Below are 19,103 nucleotides of genomic sequence, written 5' to 3'. Positions count from 1 at the left end.
AAGGCTAGCGCGCCAGCCAGCCGCCGTCGACTGCCAAGATTTGCCCTGTCACATAGTCTGATGCGGGCGCGGCAAGGAACACAGCCGCCCCAGCAATATCCTCTGGTTTGCCCCAGCGTCCGGACGGGATGCGTTCCAATATCTGCCGGTTGCGCGTTTCATCGCTTTGTAAAGCGGCGGTGTTGTTAGTGCTGATATAGCCCGGCGCAATCGCGTTGACCTGCACGCCTTTGGGCGCGAGTTCATTGGCCATCGCCTTGGTCACCCCACCCACGCCCGATTTCGCCGCCGCATAACTTGGCACGCGAATGCCGCCCTGAAACGTAAGCAAAGAGGCAATGTTGATGATCTTACCAGAGCCACGCTCTGCCATATGCCGCGCTGCTGCTTGGCTCAGGAAAAATAGCACCTTCAGATTGGTATCAATCACCGCATCCCAATCTGCCTCGCTGAAATCGAGCAAATCGTCGCGGCGGATGATCCCGGCATTATTGACGAGAATATCTATCCGCCGCAGTCCTGCGAGCGCCTCATCCACTAAACGTTGTACCGGCTCGGTCGAACCCAGATCAGCCTTGATGTTCAAAGCTTTACGCCCGGTCGCGGCGATGGCGGCAAGCGTCTCGCTTGGCTCGCTCCGTCCCGCAACCGCAACGTCCGCACCGGCTTCGGACAGCGCCAACGCTATCGCCTGCCCGATGCCGGTATTCGCGCCTGTAACGAGCGCCGCCTTACCTGTCAGATCAAAGGATATCGCCATATCAACCCGTGACGCCCCGCAGATAGGCTGCGATCTCATCGTCCTGACAATTTGCATAGAAATACTCGGCGAAATGTTCGCCCGCAACCGCGGCCTTCAGCAAATCCTGATCCACTGTCTTGATCACGGTCAGCATATCGCGGCACGACGCGGCCTTCACATCCTTCAGGATGCTGCGGTTGGCGGCCATAAAGTGCGCCCGTTCCTTGGGATAGCCCGCACCACCCTCATTTTCGAAAATTTTGCGGTAACAATCCTGCAGGTTGAGCTCTGCCGCCCAACCAAAGCCCTTGGCATAGGGCATCGACATTGCATTGCCGTCGTTGATTTGGTTAAAAAGAAATGCATCGATAGGGTCTACGACGAGGCCGCAAAATACGCCCGGCATCGCGTTGCAAGCGAGCATTGAACCCATACCGGTGCCACAACCCGTCACCACGAAATCCGCCGCCTTTGAATTGAGCAAGATGCCGGCCAGCAAACCGTTCATAACATAAGTAAGCGAAGCGACATCTTCCGTCGAATACATGCCATAGTTGGAAACTTGATGGCCGAGCGGCTCGGCAACCGCTTTCAATGCGTCATGGATGATGTCGTTTTTGGCAGCCTGGCTGTTTTCAATGATCAGTGCGACCTTCATAAATACCTCTCGATGAATGTTTGAAGCTCAAAAATCATTGATCTAGGTAACCGGTGTCATTACGCGATGCAAGGCTCATTGCTTGGGTGGGGCAACAGACCCGCGTCGAATGAGTGTGGAAAGGAATTCCGATGGCTCATTTTCGGTATCCACCTCTGCAATGGCACCGGCAATCAACTTGTGCGCGGCGGACCGGCCCATCGCGACGATCGGCCAGCGCACAGTGGTGAGCGGAGGCCAGACGCGCGAAGCAATCGGTGTATCGTCGAAGCCAATGATCGACAATTCTTCCGGCACCTTGAGGCCCCGCAGACGCGCAGCATAGAGCACCGCCGCCGCCATTTCATCGTTCGACGCAAAGATCGCGGTCGGGCGCGGCGACAGATCAAGCAGCTTCTCGGTTGCTGCCAGACCGGAATCGAACGTATATTCCCCCTGTGCGCGAAAGCTGCGTGGCAGTTTGATTTTAGCCTCAGCCAGCGCTTCCTCAAAACCCGCGAGCCTTTCCGCAGCTGAACGGAATCCTTGCGGCCCAGTTACAATCGCTATGCGACTATGCCCTTGCTCTATAAGATATTCCGTCGCGTCGCGCACGGCGTCTCGGTCGTTCGATGCCACCATATGCGCCCTATCATCAAGCACTGCCGATCCCATGCGGACATAGCGACATCCAGCCTCCTGGCACATTTTGGCAACCGCATCATTCTCAGAAATCGGCGGCAAAATGACTATGCCATAGAGCCGCTGCCGTACGATAAACTCCCGCATATCCTCGATCAGTGTCGGCGAGCTGCGGTTAACAGGTTGCACCACCATTGCGAATTCAGTGTCGCGCAATCCTTCCAATATGCCCTGCTGCATGTTGAGGATCATCTGCGCATTGGGGTTGTCGTGGAGCAACGCGATCAGGAAATTACGCCCCAGTGCCAACGCCCGTGCCTGCGGATTTGGGACATAGTCATGCTCAGCAATCACCAGCTTGACCTTATCCCGCGTCTCTTCAGTCAGCAGCGGCGAATCATTGATCACGCGGCTTACCGTCTTCTTCGAAACACCGGCCAAGCGGGCAATATCGTTGATTGTCGGCTTCATCGTGGCTCGCATTAACCCCCTATTTTCGGGGTGCATAGCGATAATTTTACGTCCAGCACCCTAGCATTCTTGCAAATGACACCGGTATCCCATACCAGAACCCCACCGCATGATGAAGGGGAGAATGTGTGTTAACGACTTTTGCCGATGCACAAAGTATTGCCGAGGTATTTGTTGCGGCTCGCCAAAAGGCGCGCGGATTTTCTTCCTATCCCGGTAAGCTGCCGAGCGATCTGGAACAGGCTTACGCCATTCAAGACGCCGCCATCGCATTGCGCGGTGGAGCGCCTGTTGGCTGGAAGGTCGGACGGATCAACACCCCTTGGCTCGAGCGGCTGAGCGTGAACCGCCTCGCAGGGCCGATCTTTGCCAGCCATGTGAAAAACGGCGTTGCTGACAGCCCGGTCACCGGCAATATCTTTCGCGATGGCTTTGGCGCGGTAGAGGCAGAGTTTCTATTCCGCATTGGCCGCACCCCAGAAGCCGGCAAAACCAGCTTCTCCTTGACCGAAGCGGCTGACCTGATCGATTCGGTGTTTATCGGCATTGAAGTCGCTAGCTCGCCATTTCCCGGGATCAACTCGCTCGGTCCACTCGTTACCATTTCAGATTTCGGCGACAATAATGGCCTGATCATTGGTGAAGAAATTCCCGATTGGCGCGAAAGTGGGTTAGAAAGCTGGTTGGTCGAAGCACAAATCGACGGGCAATCGGTCGGCCAGGGACAGGCCAGCGCCTTTCCCGATGGGCCGTTGGGCTCGGTGCAGTTTCTGCTCGAAAATTTGATCGCCCGGGGGATTACGATTACGCCGGGCATGCTGGTTTCAACGGGAGCGGTATCCGGCGTACATGAAATCACCGATGGCCAGCATTTTGAAGTGCACTTTGACAATTTTGGCCGGATAGAATGCACGATAAAATATGCGACGGCCTGAACGGTCGTGCTGAACGAGGAGGGCGAAAATGGCAGCGCGTGAAACGGCAAGCGCCGTCCCCAAAACAGGCCGCTATCGCTGGGCGATTGTCGCACTGCTGTTCGCAGCTACCACCGTCAACTATATTGATCGGACCATGCTCGGCCTGCTCGCGCCGGATTTGGGCAAGGAACTCAGCTGGAACGAAAATGACTATGGCAACATTGTCACCGCGTTTCAGGCGGCTTATGCGTGCGGTTTCCTTCTCATGGGCTGGCTGATTGACAAGTTTGGACCAAAAATCGGCTATACGATCGCGATCTGCATCTGGACCATCGGCCATGTCGCCCATGGTTTTGCAGGCTCGGTCGCCTCGTTCATGGCCGCACGGGTGATGCTTGGTGTAGGCGAAGCTGGGCATTTTCCTTCGGTCGTCCGCGCCAGCAGCGAATGGTTTCCGCAAAAGGAACGCGCCTATGCTATCGGCTGGGTCAACAGCGCCACAACAATCGGCGTGATCCTGACCGCACCGACGGTTGCGTTGTTCACGGTAACATTCGGCTTCAATTGGCGGGAGACATTTTTCGTCACCGGCCTGTTTGGCGCGCTGCTGCTCATACTGTGGCTTTGGCTCTACAGCAACCCGCGCGAAAGCGGCAAGGTCAGCGAAGCGGAACTGGCGTGGATCGAACATGATCCCCCCGAAGCAGTCGAAAAGATCGGATGGGTAAAAGTTGTTTCAACCCGCGAAGCCTGGGCATTTGCCACAGCCAAATTTTTGACTGATCCGGTCTGGTTCCTGATGCTATTCTGGCTGCCGAAGTATTTTGCATCGACCTATAATGTCGATCTGAAAGTCGTGCTACTGCCGATGATCATCATTTACCTTATTTCCGATGTCGGCAGCATTGCAGGAGGCTGGCTGTCCTCCAAGCTAATCCAGCGCGGTAAAAGCGTCAATTTCGCGCGCAAGACGACGGCGATCATCGCCGGACTGGGCGTACTGCCATTGCTGTTTGTGTCGGGGCTGGAGAATATGTGGCTGGCCGTTGCACTCATCGGCATTGCACTCGCCGGACATCAGGCCTTTTCATCCAACCTGCTTTCGATCCCACCCGATATGTTCCCAAAGCGGGCGGTTGCGTCTGTTATTGGCCTTGGTGGCTTTTGTGGTGGCGTTGGCGGGATGATCATGGCCAAGTCGACAGGGCTAGTGCTTGATGCGACCGGCGGCAATTATACGCTGATCTTTTCCGCCTGCACTGTGACCTATTTCATTGCTGTGCTCGCCATCCACCTGCTCTCGCCAAAGCTCGCGCGGGTCGAAACGATCTAATCCATGGCTGCGGCATCGCTCCTTGCCCATCCTAACGGCGCCGTTACCATCGCCTTGGTCGGCCTAGAGGCGGGGAGCAACATCGCTGAATGCGCTGCATATGAAGGCAGCGCATGAGCATAAAAATTCGTGACGTTTCTGAAGCAGCAGGCGTGTCGATCAAGACCGTTTCGCGAGTGCTTAACAAGGAAAAATATGTCGCGAAGGAGACACGCGCACGGGTTGAGGCGGCCGCAGCGAAGCTAGGCTATCATCCCAATTTCGCGGCGCGGGCACTGGCCGGGCGCCGTTCTTTTCAAATAGCGCTCATATATGATAATCCCAGTCCCTATAATGCACAAAACGTGCAGGCAGGCGTCAAGGGGCGATGCATAGAGGGGGGGTGCCGGATGATTTCCCAACCCTCGGATGCGGGGTCCGCGACGTTGCTCAAGGAGCTGTGCGGGCTGATTGATCAAACAATGCTGGATGGCATCATCCTGACACCACCCTTTACCGATAATCCGGCAATCCGTGCCGAACTCGCAAGGCGGGAAATTTCCTTTGTTACCTTGTCACCCGCAACGCTGGATGGTGCCGTGGCTGCGGCCTTTATCGATAATGTGCAAGCGGCGGAAGATATGACAACTTATCTGGTCAGCCTTGGCCATCGCCGGATCGGCTTTATCGAGGGAGATACTCGCTATGCCGCAAGCGGCCAGCGGAAGGCAGGATACCGCAAAGCGCTTTATAAAGCTGGGTTAGACTATGACGCAACTCTCGTTCGCCCGGGTCAATTCGATTTTGAATCGGGTTCTGCGGCCGCTACTGATTTGCTCGCCCTCGAAGATCCGCCGACTGCTATATTTGCCAGCAATGATGATATGGCCGCGGGCGTTTTGGCGGCGGCGCACCGGTTGAGTGTATCTATCCCTGCACAGCTTTCGGTTGCAGGCTTTGACGATACCGATCTTGCGCAGGTCGTCTGGCCACCGCTCACGACCATTCGCCAACCGGTGCAGGCATTAGGGTATGCCGCGGCGGACCTGTTATTCCAATTGCCCGACAAAATTGAACAAAGACTGTTGCCGCATGAGCTTATAGTGCGGGAGTCTACCGCCGCGCGCTGATCAGTCGGGCATCAATGGACCAGCATCTCGCGCGACACTGCCCGAGCTCTTGCCGTGCCGGATGACCCAGAGTTTTTCCAGCCAGTGATGGCTTATAATGGAGTTTGGTGTTGGTCAGAATGCACGCCAGGTAAAACGGGTATGGTGTTAGTTCCCATTGGGATTAGCGGCCATGAAGGCGTCCGCGCTTCGCCTCTACCCGAACCCGTGGGTTCTAAGTCTCACCGGCTTTGCCACAGGTCAGGGCACAAATCTAACGCGTCATCTCGATGAAGCCACGCTGTCTAGAAAGCCCGTTGCCGTCAGTTCCTAAATATCCCCGATTTCTGCCATGTCGGCGGAAAATTTCATGGACAGGTGACCATTCCCGCAGCCGACGTACCTAAGGCAATCCTAGAGATTGAAAGATCAAGATTGACGGATGTGTTTATGCTTACCGGCACCTGTGCCTTTGTCATGTCGAGACCAGCCTTGGCGAAACAGGACAGCGGAACCGACATCGTCTGCCAGCCTTTGCCTTTTGCAGCTTTAAACAGGGCCGTTACATCCAGCCCCGTGCCTGCAGGCTTCAGACCTTCGTTAAAAGCAAGCAGTTTTACAGCCCCCACCCCTAGCGCATCTAAGCGATAATCGATTTCGACCGCCACCGCGCCGTTGGTCTCGCGGCTCAAATCGAGCGGCACGTTTGCGGCCAAGGCGACGGTAGCATTGCCACCGCCGAGCCAAATGAATCGTCGCGCATCTTCCTGACGGTTACGATCGACTGAAAAGGCGCGCACCAAGTCACTGTTTGTGCCAATTCCAGTGCGGAGCTTTTCTAGACCGCCACTCGATGTCAGGTAGAAATCGAGCGACTGTCCGGTTTTGCCGCGGTCGAACCATGTTCCGACGGGGAGGTCGGATCCCGGTGGCAGTCCGCTTTCTTCGCTCAGCACGCCGACCTTGCCTGGTCGCGCATAACTCAGCCCATAGCCATAAGTGAAAAGCGGGTCGTAATCTGTATCGCCTATATTCAGCACATATTGCGTCGCTAGTTTCGGCCAACTGAAAGGCAACTTTCCTTTGAAATCAGCTTTACCGAACAAAAGATCGGCAACACCTCCGCCTTCGGAACCCGGCAGCCATGCCGCTACAAATGCGTCAGACGCATTTAGATGGCTATTGACCCACATCGGTCTGCCCGACAGAAATACCGACACGGTCTTTATCCCTTCTGCTTTATATTTTTTGAGTAAGGCGAGATTGTCAGATTTATCGCGGAAGATCAGGTCGGGGACATCACCCTGAAATTCGGCATAGGGATCTTCGCCAAACACTACCACCGCAACATCTGGCTTTTGGACGTATTTGCCGTCTCTGGTGATTACAGCATTCCCCCCAGCTGCTTCGAACAGCGCATTGCCAATCGTTGTCGCACCTGGAAATTCGGAATCAGCCAACCCCGTACCCTGCCACGACAGGGTCCAGCCGCCTGATTGTTTCATATAACTGGTTGCGCCATCGCCTGCGATTAGTAACCTTTGGCCAGCCTTCAAAGGCAGCACAGTTCCCTCGTTCTTCAATAATACAAGCGATTCTCTCACCGCCTGTCGGGCAATTGCTCGGTGCTCCGGCGACCCTATTTTACGAAAATCTCCAGCCAGCGGGCGTGAAGAGGGCCGACCGGATTCAAATAGACCGGCACGCAATTTTACCCGCAGGATACGCGCGACGGCTTCATCGAGACGGACTACCGAAATGGTGCCGTCCTTTACTTGCGCAAGGGTATTCTCATAGAGCCCTTTCCAGCTGTCGGGCGCCATGAAGAGGTCGAGCCCGGCATTGAAGGCAGCGGCACAGCTGGTGGCTTTGCAACCCGCAACTTGGCCGTGGCCGTTCCAGTCGCCGACAGTATAGCCGGTAAAGTTCATCCGTCCGCGCAATATATCTGTCAAGAGCGACTTGTTGCCGTGCATTTTCTCGCCATGCCAGCTGTTGTAGCTTGCCATGACCGATTGGATACCAGCCTCGATAGCGGGTCGATATCCCGCGGCCTGAATGTCGCGAAGATCCTCTTCGCTAGAAACATTGTCGCCCTGATCTTTGCCGCCGTCAGTTCCGCCGTCACCTACAAAATGCTTAGCGGTAGCGACAATATGCGTTCCTCTCAGCCAGTCTGTAGATCCAACTCTGCCTTGCAAACCTTCAACTAAGGGGCCTGCATATGCTGCAACGACTTCGGGATTCTCGGAATAGCTTTCGTAGGTCCGCCCCCACCGATCATCGCGCGCTACAGCTAGTGTAGGCGCGAAGGTCCAATCGAGGCCAGTCACCCGCATCTCGATTGCCGTTGCTGCACCGATTTTGCGCATCAATTCTGGATTACGCATCGCGCCAAGGCCAATGTTATGCGGAAACAGTGTGGCGCCGGTGACATTGTTGTGCCCGTGTACGGCATCGCTCCCCCACGTAATCGGGATGATCGGCAGATCGCCGTGCGGCCTGACAGAGGCATCGTAAAAGCGGTCGGCATCGGCAAGCCATTCAGCAGCGGGCGCCCATTGTTTACCACCCGGCGCACTATTGCCGCCATTCAATACCGAACCGAGATGGTATTTATAAACATCCTCCGGCGTAACGCTGCCAAGGTCGGCCTGAATCACTTGCCCTACTTTTTGCTCAAGCGACATTCGGCGCAAAAAGTCAGTGATTCGCGCTTCGATAACAGGGTCCACTGCAACCGGATTTTTTACCCCCGGCCAGATTGCGGGATTGGCCGCACCACTTCGTGAACGTTCACTTTTGCCGTTCGCAGCTACTGAAAATGCTGCCGTACACAGCAATGCTGCCACCACAAATTTACGCATTGAATCTCTCCTCGTTATTGTGGTAGCGCTATCATAATTGAGGGGCGCGTCAAGACGCTAGCGCATGTTGTAGGGTTCAAATTGATTCCGAAGGAGGGTTGGATGTCGCTGCTTGTCCGGACTGGCTTACATTTTTCCGCCTGCCTTTTGGTATCCGCCATTCCTTTGGGCGTAGTTCAGGCCAGCGATAAGAACACCGCTTTGGACTGCCGGACACCCGATGCCCCGCTGGGGAAGCCCTACGGCGCGCAACTCTATACTATCCGCGTTGCGATGGAGCAGGATTTCGAGGGCAGCTTATGCCGTATTGCGCAAATCGGATATCGCGAAGTTGAGTTTGCCGGACTTTATGGCCACGACCCGAGCGAGGTTCGCGCGTTGCTGGACCGATATCAATTGGACGCTGTCGCAACGCATGCTGATTGGCGACAGTTGCGTGATGACCCAGAAATGGCGATCCGAGATGCAAAGTCTTTGGGGGCAAAATATCTGGTGCTGGCATGGCTACCGCGCGAAGAACGTCAAACGATTGAGCAATGGCGCTGGTGGGTTGCGCAGCTAAACAAAGTTGGCGAGACTGCCGCGGCCGAAGACGTTGTATTACTCTTCCATGCACATGATTTCGAGTATCGAGCAATCGGCGGCGTACGACCAATCGATTTACTGCTTGAACAGCTCGACCCCAGATTCGTGAATTTCGAAATGGATATTTACTGGACAGTCAAAGGCGGCGGCGATCCTATCGCGTTGCTTCGCCAGCATCCCGGCCGCTTTCCTCTGGCGCATTTAAAAGACATGCAAAGAACGAGCACAGACATGGCGGATGTTGGCGATGGCCGGATCGATTTTCCTTCCATTTTTGCCTCGGCCGGAAAGCGAGATTTTCTCCACAAATTTGTCGAGCGCGACGAGGCGAGCGAGCCATTTGAGACGTTGCGCCTTGGTATAGAATACATTCAATCAATCGAAAGGAAGCCCTGACCATGAAGCCAAAATATATTCTCGCAGCCCTATTAATATCGGGCGTCGCGGCTCCAGCACTCGCCAAAACCGATAGCCTTCCCATTGGCCGCTGCGTAAATATGGGCAACAGCCTAGAAACACCGACCGAAGGAGCATGGGGCGGAAAGAAGATCGATGCAGCCGATTTCAAGCGGATAGCCGACGCCGGATTTAATACGATTAGGCTGCCAGTGCGCTGGTCAACACGGGCGAGCGATACTGCGCCGTATTCAATTGATCCAGCGTTCATGGCCCGGGTGAAGACAGTTGTCGATGACGCCCGTAAAGTTGGACTTAACGTCATTCTCAACAGCCATCATTTCGAAGAAATCCACAAAGACCCAAGCGACGCCAATATTGCAAAGCTTGCAGGCATGTGGACCCAAATAGCTACCGCGTTCGCCGACCAACCTGAGTCCAATTTGTGGTTCGAAATCGAAAACGAACCGCATGACAAGTTCAACGACAGCAACCTACTGAAAGTGCTCAACCCGGCGCTCGCCGAAATCCGCAAGAGCAATCCAACCCGGCCTGTTATCATCGGCGGCGAGTTCTGGAGCGGGGTCAATTCGCTCAAGACATTGAAGCTGCCCGATGATCCCAACATCGTGCCGACCTTCCATTACTATGACCCTTTCAATTTCACGCATCAGGGCGCAACCTGGGTCGACCCTTCGCCACCCCTGGGTCGCAAATATGGTGGGCCTGAAGACCAGAAACTGCTGCAAAATGATCTGCAGAAAGTCCGCGATTACGTAGCGCGCACTGGCAAGACGCCTTTCATGGGCGAATTCGGCGCCTACAGCACAGTGTCTATTGAAGATCGTGTGAATTATCAGAAAACGATACGCGTCGCGTTCGACCAGATAGGCATCGGAATGTGCGCATGGGCATATACCAACACCTTCCCGTTGTGGGATCAGGAAAAGAAGGCATGGGTGCCCGGAATGCGCGATGCGATGGGGTTGAAGGAGTAAAGGAAAGTGTTCGAGATGCATAAATTTGCACTTTGGGCCGTCGCGGCAGTCGTTTCGGTTTCTGCCCCGGTTTTGGCCGATCAACCAACGGCGGAATTGCAGGCACTAGATGACGCGCTTCCAGGAACACTCATCAACGACCCAACGCGGCTCGACTGGCAGATATTTGGCGCAGACCAAACCAGCAAGCCGGTAAAGGGTGAGAACATTCCGGGCGGCAAAGCCGCAACGCAGATCACGATTGCAAAGGCTGGAGCAACTTTGTTTGAAGCGGGCGCCAACGCACCAATAACTGCGGGAATAAAGTCCGGCACCGACGTCGTTGTCGCATTTTATGCTCGGACAGTTTCTGCCGAAACGAGCGACGGCAGAGGCCGGATAGGCGTGCGTTTCAATCAAAATGTCCCGCCTTATTCCGGCTTTGGCGACACCACGATATTGATCGAAAAAGACTGGAAGCTTTATCAGGTCGCAGCGAAGGCCAACATTAGCATTCCCAGGGGTCAGGCAGCTGTTGGTTTCCAATTGTCGGGAGCCAAACAGGTGATCGAAATTGGCCAGACGATTGTTGCATCCGGCACAACGTCCCTCACAACCAAGTCGGGCAAGACAGAACAATCGGCGACCACCGACATCTTGCCTCAACTGCAAGGCAAAGGTAAATTGATCAGCAACCCAGCGGACAAGGATTGGGCGGTCTACGGTCCGGGCGCAACGCATCAGACGGTTCCGTCACCTAACATTCCAGGAACCGGCGGCACTGCGTTGCTAGTTCGGACCGCCGCAGCTGCCGCAAATGCTTTTGAGATTGGCGCGATCGTTCCGATTACCGATTCAATTGCCGAAGGCGACGTCATACTGATCGGTATACTCGCCCGCACCGCGCCTGGTGGCTCACCCGATGGCACGAGCAAACTCGGCATCCGGGTGCAGGCGAATGATCCGCCCTACCCTGGTTTTGGCGAAAATGTCCTGACGCTGGGGCCTACTTGGCGACTGCTACAAGTCAAGACCCAGGCAAAAACGGCAATTGACGCGGGCAAGGGTGTACTAGCATTGTATTTCGGTGCAGCAGCGCAGGCGATCGAAGTCGGCCAAGTGTTTGTCATTAACACATCGAAGCTGACACCTAGCAGCAACCAATAATGGTTCTGCCTGAACTAGTCAGCATCGTCTGCGGCGACAATATCTCCGCCATTTGCCCTGCTCTCGGGGGGAGCATCATCGGCTGGTCAGTCGGTGAACAAGAAATGTTAAGGCGCGCAGATGCCGACGCCATCGCATCGGGCGATCCACTTGCAATGGCCTCGTTTCCGCTCGTGCCGTTCTCGAACCGGATCGGCAATGCGCAGTTTATTTGGAAAGGGCGCGAAATCCAAATAACCCCCAATTTCGCGCCTGAACCGCATGCGATCCATGGCACGGGGTGGAAACAAGCTTGGACGATAGCCGAGCGAAGCGATGCATATTGCGTGCTCGAGCTGCAACACGATGCGGACGCCCGCTGGCCTTGGCCTTTTGAAGCTACACAGAGATTCACGCTAAGTGCCGGTATGTTGGAATTGAAACTTATCGCAATCAATCTATCGGATGAACCTGCCCCGCTCGCATTTGGCCATCATCCCTATTTTGATATGGATGGCGCACACGTAACTTTCACCGCCGCACGCGTGCTTATGTCGGGCGAAGACGCCATGCCATACGAGGCCATAACACCCAATGGCGAGTTCGATTTCAGCACTGACAGCAAAGTTGCGGGGCGCAGTATCGACCATTGCTATGCCGGTTGGGATGGCAAAACCCGCATTCATTGGACGGGACGACAGCTCGCACTCGAGATCACAGCAGATATGGAAGCAGCAGTCGTCTATGTGCCAAAGGACGGTAGTGCCTTTTGTTTCGAGCCTGTGCCGCATGTCAACAACGCACTCAATCTACCCGGAGAACTACCCACAATGCCGATCGTGGCGCCTGGTGAATACTTCACAGCGACCATCCTCTTGAAGGCAGTCAACGCATGATTAAACGTTCGATAGTCGGCTTAGCGGCGCTGCTAGTTGCGTCCCGCGGACACGCGCAAGCCATGTTCGACTATGTGTCCTATCAGGGCCGAGATCCAGTCGAGGACGCCATTCCCGTCACATCCGGGGATTACCGCAATCCAATTATACCTGGATTCCATCCCGACCCCAGCCTCGTCCGCGTCGGCGAAGACTATTATCTGGTCAATTCAACGTTCGGCTGGTTTCCTGGTCTGCCAATCTACCATAGCCGCGATCTCGTCACTTGGCAGCAGATCGGCAATGCAATTAACCGGCCTGGCATGTTTGACATCGAAAGCGTTGGCATAAATCGGGGTTTGTTTGCGCCGACAATCCGCTGGCACATGGGGCTTTTCTATATCATCAACACCTGCATCGATTGCGGATCCAATTTCATCATCACCGCGCGAGATCCAAAAGGGCCCTGGTCCGACCCGGTCTGGCTCAAGGAGATTGATGGCATCGACCCGGACATCTTTTTTGACGGCGATGGCCGGGTATGGATTACTTACAACGGTCCGCCCGAGAGCGCCCCAGACTATGAAGGCCACCGGGCCTTATGGATCCAAGAATATGACCTCCTGGCGAAGCGGCTTATCGCGCCACGCCGCGTCATCGTCGATAAGGGTGTATCTCCCTGGGAAAAGCCGATTTGGACCGAAGGGCCCCACATCATCAAGAAAGGTGGCTGGTATTACCTGATCGCGGCGGAAGGCGGGACTTCGGGCGAACATTCACAGACGGTGTTCCGCAGCAAATCGGTAACCGGACCATATGTGGCGGGACCGAACAACCCAATCCTAACTCAGCGCGACCTTGACCCCAAACGACCATTCCCTGTTACAGCAACCGGCCACGCTGACTTTGTGCAACTGCCAAACGGTGAGTGGTGGTCTGTATTCCTCGGCAACCGGCCATATGAAGGTTGGCTTACCAATTTGGGGCGCGAAACCTTCCTGCTACCGGTCGATTGGAGCGGCGAGTGGCCGGTGATATTAGCCCAAGGCCAGGCGGTGCCCCACGTCACACGGCGACCTAAGTTAGGAGCGGCGCCCAAGAATTCAAATTGGTCGCAATGGCGCGACGAATTTACCGGTAAATCGCTTGGCCATGATTGGCTTATGCGGCGCGGTCCGACCGACGAATGGATCGACCTGAGTTCAACGCCAGGTGCCTTGACGATAGGCGCCGACGGCAAACCGTCTTTTGTCGGACGGCGCCAACGGCATGCTTATGCGACAATTGAAACGGGGTTACGTTCGAGATTGCTCAAGGATGGCGAGCGCGCAGGCTTGGCTGCCATTGCCGATGAACAGCACAAATATTTCTTTGGATTAGACGGCACGCGATTAATCATTGCAGTCCGCAGCGGCCATCACGATGCGGGAAAGGACCGCGTTCTTGCTGAGACATCGTTCGAGGGCGGGACAAGTCTTCGGCTGCGCATCACGGCCAAAGGCGCCGCTTATGACTTTACCTATTCCGTCAATGACGGCGAATGGCAGACTTTGCTTGCCGACGCCGATGGGCGTGTTCTTGCGACTGAGTTCAACGGATTGCTATTCACCGGAACAATTATCGGGCCTTATGCTGGCCCACCATCACTTTGAAGGTGGTGCACCATCCGATTCACGCCGAACGAACGTGAAATCGAGCAACCTCTGCTCGCGTTTTGGTGTCCGTCCTGACCGCTTTTCGCGAATACGTTCAACCAGTATTTCTACTGCTGCCCGCGACATCTCAGCAATCGGCTGATGTATCGTGGTGAGTTCCGGCCAAATCGACAATGCAAAGTCGGTGTCATCAAATCCACAAACCGTCAGGTCTCGTGGAACATCCAAATGCCGCCGATGAGCAACCGTTATGACGGCCGCTGCCATGTCGTCATTACTCGCAAAAATGGCTGACGGCGGATCAGGAAGATCTAGCAGTTGCTCAGCTGCTTGCAAACCGGACCGGTATGTAAACAGGCCATCGACCACCAATGCGGGGTCAACGGGCAATCCTGCCTCTGCCATCGCCACTTCGAAGCCTTTCAGGCGCTGCAGGCTGGCGTTATGTTCGGGGTTCCCTTTAACAAAGCCGATGCGTTTATGCCCCAGCGACGTAAGGTGCCGCGTCATCGTGGCAGCTGCTTCAACATCGTCGATATGGACCACCGACATTTTACCGAGCGGGGACCAGCTGTTGACCGCGACGCATGGAATGTCCGTTTTTTCCAGCAATTCCTGAACGGTCGCCGAGTCGGACAGCGGGGCGGACAAGATAATACCGTCAACGGCGCCTTCGACAAGGTCATTGAAAACGTCGCGGATGCCCTTCTCGCTATCGCATTGCTCAATGATCAACTGGACGTGGCTTTTTCTGGCTTGCTCCAAAGTGCCGACGAGCAAGCGGCTGAGATAGGCGACGCTTGGGTTTCCGTAGAGCATCACAATCCGGATGGGTTCAGCTCCAGCAAGCGATCTGGCTGCAAGGTTAGGAGAATATTGCAATTTTTTCAGGGCGGCAAGAACTGCTTCGCGGGTTGAATCCTTAACATTTTTCTCACCATTGATGACCCGCGATACAGTCATAGGCGAGAACCCGGATTCGCGAGCGACATCGGCTATCGTGGCACCCCCTTGATGCCCACGTTGTGATTTCTGATTTATGTCGTCGCCTATTTTCACTGTGAAAACTCTAACGCTATAAAGCCAAGCTCCGCAATACTTTTTAAGTGCGATGTGAACACAATGTCAGAGATTGACGACGCCTTCGACTTGTTTCATGGTAGCGTTATCATTTCAAGCGCCAGGGAAGACAGCGACGATGAAATCTGGTGCCGCCGCATTATTGCTATGTACCGCTGAGATCGCGGCAACCGCAATCTACCCCGAGCGTGCTTCTGCCACAGAGGCCGTTGAAGCGGAAGCGCTTTACAAAGACGCCAAAGCGCCGGTCGACGCGCGAGTAAATGACCTGCTGGCGAAAATGACATTGGAAGAAAAAGTCGCCCAAACCATGACTGTTTGGGATGCAAAGGCCGAAGTCTTCGATGCCAAAGGCGAGTTTGACGCTGTGAAAATGTCAGCCAAATTCCCCTATGGCATCGGCCAATTTGCTCGTCCGTCTGACGCATCAGGTCCAGTGTCACCCCGCAAGGTCAAGGGGCGTGATGTACGTGGCACCGTGCGCCTTGTGAATGCGCTGCAAAAGCATGCGATGACGCAAACCCGACTGGGCATTCCTATATTGATGCACGAAGAAGGCTTGCACGGATACGCAGCACTAGACGCTACGAGCTTCCCGCAGGCTATTGCCCTCGCTTCGTCGTGGGACCCCGGCTTGATACGAGAGATCAACGTCGTCATTGGCCGCGAAATCCGCGCTCGCGGCGTTAGCCTCGCATTGTCACCGGTGGTCGATATTGCCCGCGACCCACGCTGGGGCCGGATCGAGGAAACTTTTGGCGAAGACCCCTATCTCACAGCCGAATTGGGCGTAGCAGCCGTCGAAGGCTTGCAAGGCACTGGCAGGGTCACGACGCTTGCTCCAGGCAAAGTGTTTGCAACACTGAAGCACCTGACGGGCCACGGCCAGCCAGAAAGCGGAACCAATATCGGCCCTGCTTCCATCTCCGAACGCGTGCTGCGCGAGTATTTTTTCCCACCTTTTGAGCAGGTGGTCAAGCGTACTGGCATTCAAGCGGTTATGGCTTCCTATAACGAAATCGACGGCGTCCCAAGCCATGCCAGCAAATGGCTGCTGGGCGATGTACTGCGCGGGGAATGGGGTTTCAAAGGCGCCGTGGTCAGTGACTATTATGCGATTGATGAGTTGGCCGGTCGGCATAGCATTGCAAAGGACAAAACCGAGGCTGCGATACTCGCGCTTGCGGCCGGCGTGGATTCTGATTTGCCAACAGGAGCAGCCTACTCGACATTGATTACATCGGTGCGCGAAGGAAAGGTTTCCGAAGCGGCTATAAATCAGGCTGTAGGCCGGATACTGGCAATGAAGTTCCGCGCCGGGCTGTTTGAAAATCCCTATGCCGATGCCGATGCTGCGGTCAAGATTACCAACAACGCGGCGGCAAAGGTGCTGGCATTGAAAGCGGCGCAGCGTTCGATCACGCTCCTCAAGAATGATGGTATGCTGCCTTTGAGCCTAACATCAAAGGCTGCAACAATTGCAGTAATCGGCCCAAGTGCCGCCGTGGCGCGGCTTGGTGGCTATTACGGCCAGCCGGCGGTGACCGTCTCAATTCTAGACGGTATCAAGGCCAAGGCCGGCACACACGCCAATGTTGTTTTTGCGCAAGGCGTGAAGATCACCGAAGATGACGATTGGTGGGGTGATGAGGTCAAGCTTGCCGATCCGGCAGCTAACCGCAAGCTGATTGCCGAAGCAGTTAAGACCGCAAAGAATGCCGACCAGATCATTCTAACGCTGGGCGATACCGAACAGACCAGCCGCGAGGGGTGGGCAGAAAACCATTTAGGTGACCGCAGCAGCCTTGATCTAGTGGGCGAGCAACAGGAATTGTTCGATGCGCTGAAGGCGACTGGCAAACCAATTGCGGTAGTGCTTATAAATGGCCGGCCACCTTCGATCGTAAAGATTGCCACTGACGCCAATGCAATAATTGAAGGCTGGTATCTGGGCGAGCAGGGCGGCAATGCATTAGCCGATGTGCTGTTCGGCGACATCAATCCTGGGGGGAAACTGCCCGTCACGTTCCCGCGCAACGCTGGGCAATTGCCATTCTATTACAACCATAAACCAACCGCACGGCGCGGCTATCTGTTTGACGAAAAGGCTCCGCTTTACCCGTTCGGTTTTGGCATGAGCTATTCAACATTTGAGCTTAGCGCACCGACGCTTTCATCGGCGACAATTGCCACAAACGGCACCGTCGCCGTCACTGTTCCGGTTAAGAACACCAGCGACCGCGCAGGTGACGAAACCGTGCAAATCTATGTCCGCGACAAAGTTAGCTCGGTCACACGTTCGGTCAAAGACTTGAAGGCATTCAAACGGGTAACTTTGGCCGCTGGCGAGAGCAGAAATGTCATTTTCACGCTCACGCCCGAAACTTTCCAGATGTGGAATAACAAGATGGAGCGCGTCGTGGAGCCGGGCGAGTTCGACATTATGGCGGGTCCAGACTCTGCCAATTTAAAAACGGTGACGCTTACCGTCACGCCTTGATCGGGGAGAATCCAAATGGAAATGACACGGCGTGAGGGTCTGGCGGCGGTGCTGGCGCTGGCGACAACGGCTTGCTCAGGAAACTACAGCTCGCCTGTCAATTCTGTTGGCGCTGCGTCCACAATCGACAGTCTACATAAGCTTGCGAAGGCCAAAGGTATGCGGTTCGGCTCAGCGGTTGGAGCGGGGCATAGCGGTTCAGGCTCGTTCCGAAACACAGGCTATGCGTCGCTGCTGAAACGCGACTGCGGCATATTGGTCGCCGAGAATGAAATGAAGTGGCAGTCGTTACGCCCCGACCCATTGTCTTTCAACTTTGCGCCATTTGACGAGATACTGGCCTTTGCCGAGAAAAATAATATGGCAACGCGCGGTCACACATTAATGTGGCATCGTCCGCAATGGCAGCCGAGCTGGTTGGAGGCCTATGACTTTGGTACCAACCCGGCAACTGAAGCAGCACGCTTGCTGACCACGCACATTACGACAGTCACCGACCGTTATCGCGGCCGCATCTTGAGCTATGATGTTGTCAATGAGACAGTGATGGAAGACTCAACGCTGGCACAAACCGCAATTTCCCGGGCCATTGGCGGCACCGAGACGCTGGTCGATCTCGCCTTCCAAACCGCACGCGCACAACTGCCAGATGCCCAGCTCGTTTACAATGACTACATGAGTTGGGAACCAGGCAATGAAAAACACCGAGCGGGCGTGCTCAAGCTGCTCGAAGGGTTCAGGGCGCGCGGTGTGCCAGTCGATGCGCTAGGCATCCAATCGCATATCAGGATCGATACATATGATCCCTCCACAGGAACTGGGCCGAGGCAGGAACGGGAATGGCGTAAATTTCTCGATGAGGTGGTGGCTATGAATTACGATATATTGATCACCGAATTCGACGTAAACGATCAGGCTTTGCCCGGGGATTTTTCGGCGCGGGACCGGTCGGTTGCGGACTACGCTAAAGCCTATTTCGAAGTCATGTTGGACTATCCGCAACTCAAGGATGTGCTTGCATGGGGCATGTGTGATTCATATTCATGGTTGCAGGAGTTCAAACCGCTCCGCACTGATGGACTTGCTAAACGTGCCTGCCCTTATAGTGCCGATTTTGCACCCAAACCACTGCACTCGAAACTGGCCGCGGCACTTCAGACGGCATCGGCACGATAAATAAACTGGCGCGGCC

The 19,103-nt window shown here is 55.2% G+C and carries 15 protein-coding genes; 10 read left to right on the top strand and 5 right to left on the bottom strand.

Annotated elements, in window-relative coordinates:
* Positions 1–4 precede the first annotated feature (4 nt).
* The 3 genes from kduD to Q0N43_RS08350 all read right to left on the bottom strand — a co-directional run bounded on the left by kduD (position 5) and on the right by Q0N43_RS08350 (position 2,504).
* The gene (gene kduD, locus Q0N43_RS08360) at positions 5–760 is read right to left on the bottom strand and encodes a 2-dehydro-3-deoxy-D-gluconate 5-dehydrogenase KduD (RefSeq protein WP_295445289.1); all 756 of its coding nucleotides are present in this window, start codon (positions 758–760) and stop codon (positions 5–7) included.
* Position 761: 1 nt separating this feature from the next.
* The gene (locus tag Q0N43_RS08355; protein ID WP_295445241.1) at positions 762–1,400 is read right to left on the bottom strand and encodes an RpiB/LacA/LacB family sugar-phosphate isomerase; all 639 of its coding nucleotides are present in this window, start codon (positions 1,398–1,400) and stop codon (positions 762–764) included.
* Positions 1,401–1,475: 75 nt separating this feature from the next.
* Complete coding sequence (locus Q0N43_RS08350) at positions 1,476–2,504, bottom strand: LacI family DNA-binding transcriptional regulator (RefSeq protein ID WP_295445238.1); 1,029 nt, start codon at positions 2,502–2,504, stop codon at positions 1,476–1,478.
* Positions 2,505–2,620: 116 nt separating this feature from the next.
* On the opposite strand from Q0N43_RS08350, the gene Q0N43_RS08345 reads away from it, so the two are divergent.
* From Q0N43_RS08345 to Q0N43_RS08335, 3 genes are all read left to right on the top strand, one after another.
* Positions 2,621–3,427 (top strand): fumarylacetoacetate hydrolase family protein, encoded by an 807-nt coding sequence (locus Q0N43_RS08345; protein ID WP_295445235.1) that lies wholly within the window; start codon positions 2,621–2,623, stop codon positions 3,425–3,427.
* Positions 3,428–3,455: 28 nt separating this feature from the next.
* Positions 3,456–4,742 carry an MFS transporter gene (locus Q0N43_RS08340; protein WP_295445232.1) on the top strand — a complete coding sequence of 429 codons (1,287 nt, stop codon included), beginning with the start codon at positions 3,456–3,458 and terminating at the stop codon, positions 4,740–4,742.
* Between the two features lie 113 nt (positions 4,743–4,855).
* Positions 4,856–5,851, top strand: coding sequence for a LacI family DNA-binding transcriptional regulator (locus tag Q0N43_RS08335; protein ID WP_295445228.1), 996 nt, complete (start codon positions 4,856–4,858; stop codon positions 5,849–5,851).
* A 347-nt stretch (positions 5,852–6,198) separates the two neighbouring features.
* Here the strand turns inward: Q0N43_RS08335 and Q0N43_RS08330 are convergent, their stop codons facing one another.
* Positions 6,199–8,697 (bottom strand): exo 1,3/1,4-beta-D-glucan glucohydrolase, encoded by a 2,499-nt coding sequence (locus tag Q0N43_RS08330; protein ID WP_295445224.1) that lies wholly within the window; start codon positions 8,695–8,697, stop codon positions 6,199–6,201.
* Between the two features lie 102 nt (positions 8,698–8,799).
* On the opposite strand from Q0N43_RS08330, the gene Q0N43_RS08325 reads away from it, so the two are divergent.
* Genes Q0N43_RS08325 through Q0N43_RS08305 form a run of 5 tightly spaced genes read left to right on the top strand, consistent with a single transcriptional unit; the run spans position 8,800 to position 14,328 of the window.
* The gene (locus Q0N43_RS08325; protein ID WP_295445222.1) at positions 8,800–9,678 is read left to right on the top strand and encodes a TIM barrel protein; all 879 of its coding nucleotides are present in this window, start codon (positions 8,800–8,802) and stop codon (positions 9,676–9,678) included.
* 2 nt (positions 9,679–9,680) lie between these two features.
* Entirely contained in the window at positions 9,681–10,676 is a 996-nt protein-coding gene (locus tag Q0N43_RS08320) for a glycoside hydrolase family 5 protein (RefSeq protein ID WP_295445220.1), read from the top strand.
* A 15-nt stretch (positions 10,677–10,691) separates the two neighbouring features.
* Complete coding sequence (locus tag Q0N43_RS08315) at positions 10,692–11,822, top strand: hypothetical protein (protein ID WP_295445215.1); 1,131 nt, start codon at positions 10,692–10,694, stop codon at positions 11,820–11,822.
* Positions 11,822–12,697 carry an aldose 1-epimerase gene (locus tag Q0N43_RS08310; protein ID WP_295445212.1) on the top strand — a complete coding sequence of 292 codons (876 nt, stop codon included), beginning with the start codon at positions 11,822–11,824 and terminating at the stop codon, positions 12,695–12,697. The genes Q0N43_RS08315 and Q0N43_RS08310 overlap by 1 nt, the downstream gene beginning before the upstream one ends.
* Entirely contained in the window at positions 12,694–14,328 is a 1,635-nt protein-coding gene (locus Q0N43_RS08305) for a glycoside hydrolase family 43 protein (protein WP_295445209.1), read from the top strand. Before Q0N43_RS08310 ends, Q0N43_RS08305 begins: the two co-directional genes overlap by 4 nt.
* Here Q0N43_RS08305 and Q0N43_RS08300 read toward each other — a convergent pair.
* Positions 14,320–15,390 carry a LacI family DNA-binding transcriptional regulator gene (locus Q0N43_RS08300; RefSeq protein WP_366845956.1) on the bottom strand — a complete coding sequence of 357 codons (1,071 nt, stop codon included), beginning with the start codon at positions 15,388–15,390 and terminating at the stop codon, positions 14,320–14,322. The two genes, Q0N43_RS08305 and Q0N43_RS08300, sit on opposite strands and share 9 nt — an antisense overlap.
* A gap of 139 nt (positions 15,391–15,529) precedes the next feature.
* Here Q0N43_RS08300 and Q0N43_RS08295 point away from each other — a divergent pair, with 139 nt between their 5' ends.
* The gene (locus Q0N43_RS08295) at positions 15,530–17,911 is read left to right on the top strand and encodes a glycoside hydrolase family 3 N-terminal domain-containing protein (RefSeq protein WP_295445206.1); all 2,382 of its coding nucleotides are present in this window, start codon (positions 15,530–15,532) and stop codon (positions 17,909–17,911) included.
* A 15-nt stretch (positions 17,912–17,926) separates the two neighbouring features.
* On the top strand, positions 17,927–19,087 hold the full coding sequence (locus Q0N43_RS08290) for an endo-1,4-beta-xylanase (protein ID WP_295445203.1): 1,161 nt from the start codon (positions 17,927–17,929) through the stop codon (positions 19,085–19,087).
* Positions 19,088–19,103 lie beyond the last annotated feature (16 nt).

This window comes from Sphingorhabdus sp. EL138 (genome assembly GCF_945882965.1).
Lineage (GTDB): Bacteria > Pseudomonadota > Alphaproteobacteria > Sphingomonadales > Sphingomonadaceae > Sphingorhabdus_B.
Note: the sequence above shows the minus strand (reverse complement) of the source record. Positions and strands in the feature narration are given on the sequence as shown.